This is a genomic window from Salinivibrio sp. IB574 (genome assembly GCF_001996205.1).
In the GTDB taxonomy this organism is placed as follows: Bacteria; Pseudomonadota; Gammaproteobacteria; order Enterobacterales; family Vibrionaceae; genus Salinivibrio; species Salinivibrio proteolyticus.
The window spans coordinates 85,201-98,227 of sequence record NZ_MUFN01000006.1 but is presented as its reverse complement, the minus strand read 5'-3'; the positions used below and the strand labels follow the sequence as shown (position 1 = coordinate 98,227).

15 protein-coding genes are annotated in these 13,027 nt (G+C 49.6%); 5 read left to right on the top strand and 10 right to left on the bottom strand.

Annotated elements, in window-relative coordinates; genetic code table 11:
* Position 1: 1 nt before the first annotated feature.
* From BZJ17_RS04775 to BZJ17_RS04765, 3 genes are all read right to left on the bottom strand, one after another.
* Positions 2–769, bottom strand: a complete 768-nt coding sequence (locus tag BZJ17_RS04775) for a glucosaminidase domain-containing protein (protein ID WP_108743777.1) — start codon at positions 767–769, stop codon at positions 2–4.
* Positions 770–864: 95 nt separating this feature from the next.
* Positions 865–2,157 carry an ATP-binding protein gene (locus tag BZJ17_RS04770; RefSeq protein ID WP_077639946.1) on the bottom strand — a complete coding sequence of 431 codons (1,293 nt, stop codon included), beginning with the start codon at positions 2,155–2,157 and terminating at the stop codon, positions 865–867.
* 42 nt (positions 2,158–2,199) lie between these two features.
* On the bottom strand, positions 2,200–2,904 hold the full coding sequence (locus tag BZJ17_RS04765) for a response regulator (RefSeq protein ID WP_077639945.1): 705 nt from the start codon (positions 2,902–2,904) through the stop codon (positions 2,200–2,202).
* 181 nt (positions 2,905–3,085) lie between these two features.
* Between BZJ17_RS04765 and BZJ17_RS04760 the strand changes: the two genes are divergently transcribed.
* Positions 3,086–3,862 (top strand): MipA/OmpV family protein, encoded by a 777-nt coding sequence (locus BZJ17_RS04760; protein ID WP_077639944.1) that lies wholly within the window; start codon positions 3,086–3,088, stop codon positions 3,860–3,862.
* 256 nt (positions 3,863–4,118) lie between these two features.
* Positions 4,119–5,306: an MFS transporter gene (locus BZJ17_RS04755; protein ID WP_077639943.1), complete on the top strand. Its 1,188-nt coding sequence runs from the start codon at positions 4,119–4,121 to the stop codon at positions 5,304–5,306.
* A 32-nt stretch (positions 5,307–5,338) separates the two neighbouring features.
* Here BZJ17_RS04755 and BZJ17_RS04750 read toward each other — a convergent pair whose 3' ends face one another.
* The 6 genes from BZJ17_RS04750 to BZJ17_RS04725 all read right to left on the bottom strand — a co-directional run bounded on the left by BZJ17_RS04750 (position 5,339) and on the right by BZJ17_RS04725 (position 11,022).
* Positions 5,339–6,151, bottom strand: coding sequence for a 4Fe-4S cluster-binding domain-containing protein (locus BZJ17_RS04750; RefSeq protein ID WP_198534094.1), 813 nt, complete (start codon positions 6,149–6,151; stop codon positions 5,339–5,341).
* On the bottom strand, positions 6,138–7,697 hold the full coding sequence (locus tag BZJ17_RS04745) for a YjjI family glycine radical enzyme (RefSeq protein ID WP_077639942.1): 1,560 nt from the start codon (positions 7,695–7,697) through the stop codon (positions 6,138–6,140). Before BZJ17_RS04745 ends, BZJ17_RS04750 begins: the two co-directional genes overlap by 14 nt.
* Before the next feature lie 97 nt (positions 7,698–7,794).
* Positions 7,795–8,679, bottom strand: coding sequence for a sterol desaturase family protein (locus BZJ17_RS04740; RefSeq protein WP_077639941.1), 885 nt, complete (start codon positions 8,677–8,679; stop codon positions 7,795–7,797).
* 174 nt (positions 8,680–8,853) lie between these two features.
* Positions 8,854–9,516: an epoxyqueuosine reductase QueH gene (locus BZJ17_RS04735; RefSeq protein WP_077639940.1), complete on the bottom strand. Its 663-nt coding sequence runs from the start codon at positions 9,514–9,516 to the stop codon at positions 8,854–8,856.
* A gap of 105 nt (positions 9,517–9,621) precedes the next feature.
* Complete coding sequence (locus BZJ17_RS04730; RefSeq protein ID WP_077639939.1) at positions 9,622–9,891, bottom strand: hypothetical protein; 270 nt, start codon at positions 9,889–9,891, stop codon at positions 9,622–9,624.
* Between the two features lie 243 nt (positions 9,892–10,134).
* Positions 10,135–11,022 carry a LysR family transcriptional regulator gene (locus tag BZJ17_RS04725; protein WP_077639938.1) on the bottom strand — a complete coding sequence of 296 codons (888 nt, stop codon included), beginning with the start codon at positions 11,020–11,022 and terminating at the stop codon, positions 10,135–10,137.
* A 119-nt stretch (positions 11,023–11,141) separates the two neighbouring features.
* Here BZJ17_RS04725 and BZJ17_RS04720 point away from each other — a divergent pair, with 119 nt between their 5' ends.
* From BZJ17_RS04720 to BZJ17_RS04710, 3 genes are read left to right on the top strand one after another with little or no spacing between them, the layout of a single operon-like run.
* On the top strand, positions 11,142–11,747 hold the full coding sequence (locus tag BZJ17_RS04720) for a glutathione S-transferase family protein (RefSeq protein ID WP_077639937.1): 606 nt from the start codon (positions 11,142–11,144) through the stop codon (positions 11,745–11,747).
* 9 nt (positions 11,748–11,756) lie between these two features.
* The gene (locus BZJ17_RS04715) at positions 11,757–12,122 is read left to right on the top strand and encodes a nuclear transport factor 2 family protein (protein WP_077639007.1); all 366 of its coding nucleotides are present in this window, start codon (positions 11,757–11,759) and stop codon (positions 12,120–12,122) included.
* 14 nt (positions 12,123–12,136) lie between these two features.
* Complete coding sequence (locus BZJ17_RS04710) at positions 12,137–12,331, top strand: 4-oxalocrotonate tautomerase family protein (protein WP_077639936.1); 195 nt, start codon at positions 12,137–12,139, stop codon at positions 12,329–12,331.
* Between the two features lie 62 nt (positions 12,332–12,393).
* On the opposite strand, the gene BZJ17_RS04705 is transcribed toward BZJ17_RS04710, so the two are convergent.
* Complete coding sequence (locus BZJ17_RS04705; protein ID WP_077639935.1) at positions 12,394–13,017, bottom strand: SagB/ThcOx family dehydrogenase; 624 nt, start codon at positions 13,015–13,017, stop codon at positions 12,394–12,396.
* Positions 13,018–13,027 lie beyond the last annotated feature (10 nt).

Genomic DNA, 13,027 nt, shown 5'->3' with positions numbered 1-13,027 from the left:
CCTAGTCGTTATTGGATGAGGAAGATGGCTGGTCGAGCATGTCCAGTTGGTTGTGGCGGATCATCGCTTGTAACTCGTCCACATAGGCTTGGCCTCGCTCTGAATAGCGTACTAATCCATTGGCAAGTGCTGTGCCAGACAGCGGTTTATTCTGCTCACGCAGGTTGGCGCGGATCTCGCGTAGCCCTTGATACGCGGCATGGGTATTCAAGTTGTTGACGTAGCTTTGTACCGAGGTTTGCGGGTTATCAAAGGCTGCGACTTCGTGCACTTTCCCTTCCGCACGTTGCTTGGGCACCAGTCCACAGCCTTTACTGAAGCACCACTGGCCGAAGTAGTTATTCCCTTCCCGTGCAAACCGCGACGTGCCCCACGCACTCTCATTGGCTGCCTGCGCTAACACTAACGACGGCGGAATGATATCCACCCTTTGGATCAATGCCATCCAATCCGCGTCGTGACCGACATCGAAGTCTGCCAGCTCATACTGTTCAGCAAGCGCTTGGACGCGTTTTATTTCTCGGCTACTTAACTCACTCTTACGTGCATGCCATGCCATTAATGCGGTGCGATCCGCCAGTATTTGGCTATTGATTGCATTAACCACAGGGGTGAAATAATCAAAAAACGCCTGCTTGCGCTCTGCCCCCGCAGCAAACGATTGGAAATCAGGAACAAGGGGAGCTTGGGGGCGCTGACACGAGATCAAAATGGTGACGGTCACAGCAAGAATCGCCATGCCGATAAAGACGAAGGTACGGTGTTTCATAGTGCCCCTAATGTTGTCGATGTGGGCGGTATTATACGCGAAATACCCGTTGGCGACGAATACCGCCCTCTCAACTTAGCACTGGCAGGGTGACATCATGTTTGTAGGGATAGGATGACCCGAAAACATGCGCCGCCTAAATCACTATGGTCAATCTCAACATGGCCGCCGTGACGAATGACAATTTGCTTGACGATCGCCAACCCCAAGCCATAGCCGGAACGCTTTTTATCGCGGGAACGATCCACACTGTAAAAGGCATCAAAGATAAACGGCCAGTGTGATGATTCCACGCCCTCACCATCATCGTGGACCGCAATCACCAGCTGTGTGTCCTCACAATACACACGCACAGCTATTTGACTGGTCGCATACTTCTCTGCATTACCAATTAAGTTGGTGATCACCCGTTTTAACAAGTGCGGATCCGCCTCAACACGCGGCAAGTCCTGCGGTGCATCCAAGCTCATGGACTTGGTGCTCAACGTTTGCCAACGTGGCCATTGCTCTTTCATCCACACAGACGTCTCCAGCGTTTGCGGCGTAAAGAGCGTATTAGGATGATCGACACGGGCCAAATACAGAAGCTCATCAACCAATGATGCCATTTCATCGGTATCCTCAATGATACTGGCGACTTTTTGTTGCTGCTTATTGTCCAGCGCACTCTCACTCAACAGCTCTGCTTGCCACTGGATACGAAACACGGGAGTACGCAATTCATGTGCAACCGCGTTGGTCAAGGCACGGCTACTGCTGACAAGGTTGGCAATACGCTCAGCCATATGATTAAAGGTGCGATTCAGCGATCCAACGCGAAGATGGCTCCGTGTCGACGCGCGGGCAGTTAAATCACCACTGGCGAATTGCAATGCCGTTTTCTCCAGCGCACGAACGCGTCGACTTAAAAACCACACCATAAAAAAGCTATAAATCGCAAATCCGATAAAGAGGAAGACGATCAACAGGTTCTCTTCGAATTCAATATCTCGGTAAAGCGGCGATTCAGCGTCCTCTTGCATCGCATAAAACGTCTGTTGATCCGCAAGATGAAACCATAATTTATCGTCATCATCGTAGTAGACATCGAACTGCCTATCCGTACGGTCAAAAAACGCTTTCACGGCTTTTGGTAGCGCACTCGCTGAGTGGGTTTCTAGCTTAAATTCTGCTTTATTGGTATACACATTGAGTGCATCAAGCGCGGCATCCGTGCCAGAGGTGGCCTCTATGATATCGAGCATATCCACCAGACCATCTGCGCGATGCTGAAGAAGGATCGCCTCATGATCTTCTGCTATTTCATAGACTAAAACGACATACGTCACCAAACTCGCGAAGAAAATGATGACCAAGCCAAAGAAGAACTCCAAATAAATGCGGCGCATGCCCCTACCTCAATCCAAACCCAAATCGCAACCTGGTTGTTATTACCAGGTGTCGGGCACAAATAAATAGCCTTTGCCCCGTACCGTAATAATTCGGCGGGGGCTGGCAGAATCATCCATCAGTTTTTTGCGCAGCGTGACGATTTTGTTGTCCACAGTTCGGTCGATACCATCGTACTCAATCCCGCGTAGTGCTTGGGTAAGCGTATCTCGCGACTGCACGGCATCGGGGTGCGAGGCCAATTGCCAGAGAAGATCAAACTCACTTTCCGTTAACGTGATACTTTGTTCATCCAGTTGGCATTGCCGGCGCGCTTGATTGAGCACGAGGCCACCATATTGCAGTAGCCCTGACGGCGTAGACTGCATAGCTGCCTCTGATTGACGACGCAACAGCATACGCACACGCGCCATAAGCACGCGGGGTTTAATCGGTTTACTGACAAAGTCATCGGCCCCAATTTCCAACGCTGCCACATGATCAAAATCGTCATCACTGGCGGTTAACATCAAAATTCTACCGTGATAACCATTGCGGATCTGTCGGCAAATTGTCAGCCCATCGTCGCCGGGCAGCATGAGATCCAGCAATACCAAATCAGGCTGTGCTGCCAATATTTGCTCTGCCGCGCCTGTGCCCTCTGCCAATGCGGTTACGGTATAATCTTGCGCTTCGAAGTATTCCGTTAACAATGCGCGCATTTTGGGGTCATCCTCGACCACAAACAGGTGCAGTTTCTCTTCCATTTTGATTCGTCACATCATCACTAAAAGGTAACAAGTATACCAATTGCCTAGCTGATTCAACTGATTCCTACTCTGACAGAGGTCAGACAATGTCTGGACGAACTGAGGATACTCTCTTGCCACGGCTGCGATTACATTCTTCATCACCCAAGCGGTCAATACATTATTAAAGGAAGTAATCATGAAAAAACTTGCAATTGTTATCGCAGCGATCGCCTCTAGTACTGCATATGCTGGCGACACCTATATTCGTAACGGAAACATCTACTCACACGAAGGTCAAGCGGTTGTTGGCGTGGGCATTGGCACCACCAGTGATCTTTACAAAGATCAGGATTTAGTTACCTATCCACAATTTAACATTGGTTATCATGGTGAGAACTTTAACGCTGACCTCAACAATGGACTCAATTATCGCTTTTTAGGTAAAAATGATGACACCTTTAACCTAAACGCCTATATCGGTCATTTAACCCCTGGCTACAAAAGCAAAGATGCCGATAGCCTAAAAGGCATGCAAACACGCGATCCAGCCATTGATGCTGGCCTGAACTTAGACATCAATACCGGTAAAGGTGGTGTGCTGTCTACGTATGTTGGACACGATATTACCGGCGAATACAAAGGCTATAACGCAGGCATGAAGTACATGCACCTCACCCATATCGGTAAAGTGGACTTTGTACCTTATGCAGGTGTTGATTGGTTGAGCAAAGACTATGTTGACCACTACTTTGGCGTGAAAGACAGCGAAGCCACCGCACAACGCGCCGCGTACAAAGGTGATGACAGTTTTGCTTACAATGTTGGTTATAAACTCGTGATGCCACTTGGCGAGAAATGGGATATTAGCCAAAGTTCTCAATATACCCGCCTAGGCAGCGACATTGCCGATTCGCCAATCGTAGATAGCGCGAACCAATGGGCAGCCCAAGCGATGATTAGCTATCACTTCTAACGTTTAAGTAGTAAGTCGACCACCGGCTCATCCGGTGGTCGAGTCCGTTCCCCTTCCGCATAAAGCTTTGTTTATATTGTCAAAAATAGTTGCCTTTCCATCACAATCTATTTCAATGGGTTGTTATTGAAGCTTCTAGTCACATTTTGTTACATTCCTAACGCATAACACAGGTACTCGCTTTTATCCCCTCGCCATCGCACGCTAAATGGCGACACATACGCGACTTTTCAAAAACTCACGCGCTAGGATGCCCATGAAAAACATTTTATTTTTACCCATTGCCATGTTTGCGTTCGGGATGGATGCCTATGTCGTGGCAGGAATTATTCCGGACATTTCGACCAGTTTTCAGATCACAGAAGCACAAACCGCACAGATGGTGACGGCTTTTACGTTGTGCTACGCCCTTTCCGCACCAGTACTCGCGACATTATTAGCCGGCTTTCCAACCAAAAAGGCGCTCGTGCTATCGATGCTGGTGTTTATCTTCGCTAACCTTGTCACGATATTCAGCACGCACTTAAACATGTTGCTGGCAAGCCGCGCGCTGGCCGGTATCGGCGCCGGTATTTTCTCACCTTTAGCGGCGGCGAGTGCCGCCTCTTTGGTACCTGCAAAAAAGAAAGGTCGCGCACTAGGACTGTTACTGGGTGGCATGAGCGCAGGTACTGTCATCGGCGTACCAGCCGGTCTTGCTCTCGCCACTTGGCTGGGGTGGCAAGGCGTTTTCGCCGTTGTAGTCGGTATCGCGCTTATTGGCTTGATTGGGGTGCTGCTTGGGGTGCCCCATATCTGTGTCGCGCCACCGCCATCGCTGAAAGCGCGTGTCGCATTGCTCGCCAATCGCTCGGTGTCTGCCACCATTGCTGTCACCTTCCTGACTGCTGTCGCTAGCTTGGGGCTTTACGCTTACCTCGCACCTGTGATTACGGGCATCACACAACACACTAACCTCACACCCTATTTATGGGTTTGGGGGCTAGGCGGCATGGTGGGTAGCTTCACCATCGGCCATATCATCGACTGGGTAAAACATCCAAAGGCAATCCTGCTCGCCGTACTGACGCTGATGTGTGTGGCTATCTTTAGCATTCCTAATAGCTTGAGTATTCCGAGCAGTTTGTCGTTAACTGCAATAATGGCCTTTTTACCCTTCTTCTTGTGGGGCGCCGCTGGTTGGTCGTCGCTTGCGCCACAGCAACATACGCTGATTAGCCTCCAACCGGAGCACAGCGCCGCGGTGGTTGCACTGAATAGTTCGTCAAACTATTTAGGAGGTGCGGTGGGTACCCTATTAGGTGGTTTGTGGCTCGGCCACGGTCTTTCGGTGACTCAGCTTGTCTACGCTGCCGCCGCGGTAACGGCCGTTGCTATCGTTATTCAAATTGGGATTCTACGCCAAAGCGCTCACTCAGTAGCGACAAAGTGCAAAAGTACCTAGTTTAGCAATATTCTAAATATCCCACTTCTTCATTAAACGTTGAATTTACTTGCCTCAGTCGTCAGTAACTCAGGTGGTGGCATGGTCACGGTTTGCAGTCCTGCCGTTTGCAAGGCGGTTTTTATGGTATCGAGATGCGCGTGTGTTGCCTCTGGCCAATTACTGGCATCACCCGTCACACCTGCGCGGTGAAAGCCATTTAAACGCACGGAAAACACATTTCCCTGCGCCAACTGCATTTGCTGCAAATCATATAAATAGGCACAGAGTGGCGACAGATTAGCTTGCCAGTCGGTATACCCGGGGATCAGTAACAGCCGCACTTCCTGCAATTTTCCCTGCTTCGCCAGCCAACTTAGGCTGTCACGCACACGGCGGGACGAATGTCCGGTCAAGGCCCGATGCGTGTCATCACCCCATGCTTTCATATCCACCATGGCACCGTCCATGTAGGATGACAACGCCTGCCAACGCTGACATGACACACCGCCATTAGTGTCGATTAAGCATGTAAGGTGGGCTAATTCAGGGTGCTGTTTGACCGCGTGAAAAAGCGCGCGGACAAAGCGCCATTGCAGACTGGCCTCACCACCACTGACTGTAATGCCACGAATAAAGTGCCGTTGTTGATAAATCGCCGTCACCGCCTCGGCCAAAGACATATCGAATGCGCTTACACTGTCACGTTCAATGGTTTCAGGGTTGTGGCACCCTGGGCAACGAAATTGGCAACCTTGCAGAAAAAACACCATCCGATTACCGGGACCATCGACACAGGAATAGGGCAACACACTCGCCACCCGAGCCACTGGCCCCAATATTTTCTCCTGCTTAGGATGGCTCATGTGTGTCTGTCCAACGCGCGCCCGCGAGAAATTCCGCACTCACGACTCTTGGCTGCCGCGCTGTCACTGTCGTCATCTCAGAAGCTTCTGCGCCCAATACCGTGGTATTGGTGCGAGAGCCCGATTGTTTAAACTGGGCAATCTCCGACTTTTTCACCATATAGCCGGTGATACGCACAAGATCATTCCCATCTGTATTCGCAGTGAATTCACGCAGCCCGGATTGCAGCGCCCCTAAACATAAATCGGTTAATGCATCAGGATTACCTTTAATGGTGTCATCCAATGTCAGGATCTCGCTCACACCCGCTTCAAAGTAAGGGTGTAATGGCGCAAGCGCCTGTAAATGGGTGACAGGATCCGGTTCATAACCGTAACGAATCCGCACCCCCGGAGTGGTCCCTTGGTCAATGGATAACCCACCTTGCGCATGCAGCAACGCTCGCCCACGCCAGCCATACTTCACTGGAGTCTCTGCTACAAACGTACTCAATGCTTTGGTGATATCGTGTGCCATCTCATTCGCCGCTGCATCGTGACCATATTCGCCACGTAGGCCTTGGCGTGCCATTAGAGTATTGACCGCTTCAGCCATCGCGTACACGCCAAACATGGGGACAAATTTTTTCTCATCAATTAAGCCTTCCTGCACCAGAAAGCTATTAAAAAAGTGCGATTCTTGATGCAGAAAGTGACTGCGTGCATCGATCAGCTCCACCATCAATGCACCGTAATGTGGCAAGGTGTGCGAGAGCAATGTCGAGAGATCATTGGCTTCTTCTGCAACTTTTTTTAAATTAAGGCGCACCAAGGTGTTCGCACCGCCTCCAATCGGTAGCGCGTTGTAACAGCTCACAATCCCCATATTGGGCGAGTGAGCCTCTGCATCACCAAATGTGGCTTGGTGTACCGGCCAGTTAGCAATATGTGGCTTGCTACAGGCAATGATGTTATCTGTCGCCTGCCGAACTAGGGTGCGCGGGGTACGAGACGGATCCACCATTAAGGTCAGGTTTGGAGCGACTTGCTGCAGTTCTGCGTCGATGCGCAAAATCATGCGACAAACACGATTATCATCTGGGCCAATATTGGCATGCATAAATGCGTCTGGCAGTGTTCTATCGAGCTGGATCCAGAATCGCTTCAGCGCTTGATACAAATGTTCATCACTCACATCCTCGCAATATGGCAGCAAGAGTTGATCGAGGTAGCCCAAAAACACCGGAATATTGGTCACCGAAGGCACATGATGGTAAAGCACCATGAGCTTCATCAGCGCATCCTCTAGATCGGTTGCCGGCGTTAACGCCAAATACTCCGACCCGCGTTTTAAAAAGCGGGCATAATCAGGCAACACATAACGCGGTTTAAAGGGAGCGTGACCCTCAAACATATCGCCAATCACACCCTGCTCCATCGCAGCCACGAGCGCTCGGCTGCAAGGTACGTAGGGCAAAGCCGCATCGGCTTGCGCAGCGAGCGCTAACGTTTTCTGCGATGGGGTTAAGTGCGGATGGGTAACAATGGCATGCATAGCGTCTGTCATGCGGGGCTCCTGACAAGCTGAGTTCTAAAAATAACCCTATGAGAATAAAGGGTTATTTTCTTAGAATATGTTAGCTTGCCCACACGATGGAAAACCGCTATCTCTCACGTGATGCTTCCACGTCTATCGTGTGACCTTGTGCTTGTTCTGGTGGTGCAAACAAGCACTGCCATCGTTGTCGGAAACTCAGATTGGGCTGCGTGGCGTCTCGCCACATTTGTTTCCATTCTGCAAAAGTCACCACCAGAGGGTTAAAGCTGTTCACTGGCTTGGGGATCCCATAGCGCACCGACTCAGATTCCGGCTCGAAGGTGCCAAATAGCTTGTCCCAAATGATTAAAATGCCCGCGTAATTTTTGTCGATGTACTGAGGATTTACGCCATGATGAACGCGATGATGAGACGGGGTATTAAAAATCCACTCCACAGGTCCCAGTGTCTTTATCCATTGAGTGTGAACAAAAAACTGTAACCCTAAATTCAGCAGTACAACAAACACCACCCATTGCGGCGGAAATCCGATCACCACCAGCGGCAGCCAAAACAGCCACATCCCTGCCAGCGGGTACATTAAGCTTTGGCGAAACGCGGTACTAAAGTTCATCCGCTCTGAGCTATGGTGCACCACGTGCGCCGCCCACATCCAGCGCACACGATGGCTAGCGCGGTGAAACCAGTAATAACAAAAATCCTGCGCGACCATCAGTAATAAGAACAAACTTACCGACATCTCAATATCGAACAGCCGCCAGCCAAACCACCACAAATAAATTTTGGCAATCAGCAACCCGGTCAGTAAGTCTGTAGCTTGATGCAACCCCGCTAAGGTAAAATTGCAAAGCACTTCTGGCACGTAATAACGGGCATTGTCGCCCAGTTTTCCTCGGCGCAGCGCCACCCAGTACTCTCCCAACATGCATAAGAAAAACACGGGAGCCAGTACAAGCAGTAGCCATTCGGGGTGGGAGATCAGTTCGGTCACGGGGCCTTTATCGTACGGTACAAATTATTAACATGTTAGGAGGTTCTGCCCAACCTGTAAGGAAAAGCATCACCAAGCTGTTAGTTTGCGCACACATTGCAATGTGGTGGGTGTTCTTCATCAATGGTGAAAAGCGCCCAAACGGCGCCTTTCGCTATTGTCAGCAGTTTAATTTTAATCGTCGCCGTAGTATTGCACGCCGAGCTTAATTCGCTCACGTCCTTGCGCTAGGCGGTGTTTATTTGTATCCCGTAGCGAATAAATACACCCGCAGTATTCCTGCTGGTAAAAACGCTCGCGCTTGCTGATTTCTATCATGCGCTGGCTACCGCCTTGCTTGCGCCAGTTGTAATCCCAGTATTGGACATCTGGATAGGGAGCGGCTGCGCGATGGCCACAATCATTAATTTGCTGCATGTTCTTCCAGCGCGAGATACCCAGTGAACTACTGATAAACCGGAAACCATGTTCGGCGGCATATAGCGCGGTACGCTCGAACCGCATATCAAAGCACATGGTACATCGTATTCCGCGCTCGGGTTCAAACTCCATCCCCTTTGCTCTGGCGTACCAGTTATCGGTGTCGTAATCCATATCGATAAACGGCACGTCATGGTCTTCTGCAAAACGAATATTCTCCTGCTTGCGAATTTCGTATTCTTTAGCAGGATGTATGTTGGGATTATAAAAAAAGATGCTGTAACGGATCCCACTCGCTTCAATGGCTTCCATCACCTCGCCCGAACAAGGGGCACAACAAGAGTGAAGCAGTAACTGGTCGTTGTCGCGATCAAAGTCAGGCGGCAAAGGCAACGGCGTACGTGTAAATTCAGACATGACAGTTCCGTGTTCATAATGCTCAAACAAAAACGCGAATATTCATATATTTGCGCATTAAGATGAATTCTAGCACGCCATCGCCCAACTTTTCAGGCAAGGTTATTACCCCAATGGGTTTTTGCGGTTTTTATGATCTATACGCACCTCACTGGCCTGCATGTGATGCTCGCCAGTGACCTCAACGTTCATGCCAGGTTCAAGCTCATCAAGCATGTCAGGGTCAGCCACAACTTTATAAAGACCATCACTGGTGGATACCATCATGTGGTCTTCTGCGATGTCCGTTACTTGCCCGTTTACAACGCTGGGTTGCGCATCGGCCAACACACCAAAGCTAAAGAAAAAACCTAAAAGACAGAGTAATGTTTTCATGGACGTTCCTCTTTGTATTCGCAATCCGCAGAAAACAAAGTAAAGAACAAGGGGGAAATAGTTGCCAGTGAAATACTGACTCTTTGATATAGGGGTCAACCATACACTCGCGCCACACGCCGCTAATCAGTGCCCTGTATTTCGTCAGGTGTTAAGCATTCATCCAACATGTGTGTTTTCAACACGAACAATATGTAACCCCGACCCAATAGCCCTCTCATAGGGGCGCTTGTGGGGAGCTAATTATCCCCTTCGTTGCTTGAACCATTGTTCCATAAATTCAATACAATGTATCACGCGTGGAGGCACAAATTGTCGGTTGGGGTATAACGCATATAGCGTTAATTCTGGACGTGGAAAGTCGTCGAGCACTTCGATAATCTCGCCATCCTGTATCGCGTTATCGCAAACAAAATCGGGTAAAAAGCCTACGCCAAGACCTTTTTTAATCGCCTCAAGAATCCATAGCGTACTATTCGCTTTGAGCGTCCCACCAATATCTACCCCGCCATCAGTGCCAATAGGCCAAGTATTTCGGCCCCGAAAATAGCTATATTCAAAGCAGTTATGTTCTGTAAGCTGCTCAGGATGCTCAATGCCACCGTTGGCCTGAAGATATGCAGGTGATGCGCAAATTCGATAACGGAATGTCGTCAACGGTTTTCCAACGTAACTCGAGTCAAACGACCGGCTTGCGGCTCGAAACCCGATATCAAAGCCGTTGGTAATAAGATCAAGCGTGTCGTCACTTAAGACAGTTTCCAGCTCAACGGCCGGGTAACACCGCATAAACTCAGCAAATGCTTCTCCTAATATGGTCACCCCCATCGTCATCGAGGCGGTCACTTTTAGCTTTCCGCTGGGCTGGGTATGGCTTTGCTGGACCAACGACTCAGCTTGATCCAATTTATCTAGGATCTCTCGACACTGTTGTAAATACGCTTCGCCAACATGCGTAAGGTTTAATCGGCGCGTTGAGCGTTGTAACAGCCTCGCACCTAGCGACGATTCAAGACGGCTTATTTCTTTACTCACGAGTGATTTAGCTAGGCTGTACTCATCGGCTACCTGTGTAAAACTGCCCATTTCCACTACGCGAACAAACAGCCTCATCGCTCGTAGTTTATCCATTATTATTCTCAAATTAAGCACAATGCATTCTCATTGCGCGCATATATTCACACAACCTCAAGCTCTATAGTCGTTATGTCAACAACGACAACCCATCACACAATCAATGGAGCTTTTCAATGTATACACTCTATTATCTTCCTGGCGCCTGCTCTCTTGCGACACAAGTCATCTTGCGCGAACTAGACCAACCTTTTGAACTGATCAATAAAATGAACGTTGACTCGATAAGCGAGATTAATCCAGTCAATTCCGTCCCGACGTTATTGCACAAAGAGAACGTGTTAACCGAAGGCGCCGCGATTATGTGGCACTTACTTAATACCTATCCTTCCCCTTTCATGCCAACGGATGCCGATAATCAGCAAAAAGCGTTAACCGATATCATGTTCGCTAATGCGACTATGCATCCCGCCTATGGCCGTCTGTTTTTTCTTAACCAGCACGCGACAGAATCCGAGCCTTTCACCACCTTGTTTTCTGCGGCCGCGCAAGAGATATCTCGACTATGGCACATTGTAGAGTCACGCCTGCAATCTCAGCCTTATTTGGGCGGCGATGAGGTCTCTGCAGCAGATATTATGCTAACCGTTTATGCGCAATGGGGCGCACTGTTCCCAGTGGATATTCAACTAAGCCCTAACACCCAAGCGATGTTGGCTCGCGTACAATCCAGACCAAGCTTTATCGCTTCAGTCAACGCTGAACAACAAAATAGCCAATAAGGAGTTCCTATGACACAAGAGTCGGGCGCTTTTCTTACCGTGTTAGATGTCGTACAGCAGTACTTTGAGGGATTACATCACGCGGATACGCAGAAGTTGGCACGCATTTTTGACCCTCAAATAGTGTTGATGTCACCCGGTATTCGTCGCACACGCGATCAATGGTTGCAGCTGGTGCGCACTCGCCCTACTCCTCGGGACGCAGGCTATCCATTCGCGTACCAAGTGTTAGCCATTGAAGTAATGGGCAATCAAGCAATGGTTAAGGTCTCATGCCCGTTGCTCGACCAACACTATCTAGACTACCTCGGGCTGGTTCGAGAAAACAATCAATGGACAATTGTCAGCAAGATGTATGCAGACTATCCCTCATGACATAGGAGCATGATATGCCTTACGTAAACATCAAAATCACCGATGAAGGTGTAACAGACGCACAAAAGCAGCAGCTAATCCGAGGCACGACACAGTTACTTGTCGATACACTCAACAAAAATCCAGAGACAACGTTCGTGATCATTGAGGAGGTCAATCTGAACAATTGGGGAATTGGCTACCATTCCGTGAAAGAACGACGGAAATAGCATGATAGGCGCCGCTCGGGAAAGCGAACCAACTCACCTTCCCGAGCGTCACAGCTTATCGATTAAAAAGACGCATCCAAATGGCCGATACACAGTAACGCAGTGGGGGCCAAGTTATCGGCTAGTTTCAGCGCACGCTTAGTCAACGAATCGTCAAACCCAGCAACCAGCACAAAGCCGACGCCTAGTGCCGTGCTTTGTAAGTGAACATTTTGCGCCAATGCGCCACTTTCCATATACACATAGCGTGTACCACGTTCGCCCAAAGGATGCTGCGAGTAAAAATGCTGCGTGGCCTCTTCAAGCGTTGCCGCTACTCCCATAACGACCGACGCCTCACTTAACCAAGGCTGGTTTCCGATACCAATGCTATGCATATCGTGCGGCACACCGCTCTCTACTTGTTCAAGCGAATGGCTGTCACCATGATAATCATACAATCCAGCGGCCAGCCCGGTAACACGACTGACGACAAGTCTAATATGGAGCGGGTACAGGCCTCCGGCTGAGGGGGTCGCTTTTTTACAATTGGCGTCCGTGACTCCTTGCGCAGCCCAAAGTAACTGAGAGAGCACACTAAGCGGTAACGCGCCGTCTGAATATTCCCGAATACTGCGACGCGACAAAATACAATGAACTAGCGAATCGGAGTCCTGCAGTTCTGGTGGCGGTAGCGTTACCCTCATCAATTCCTCC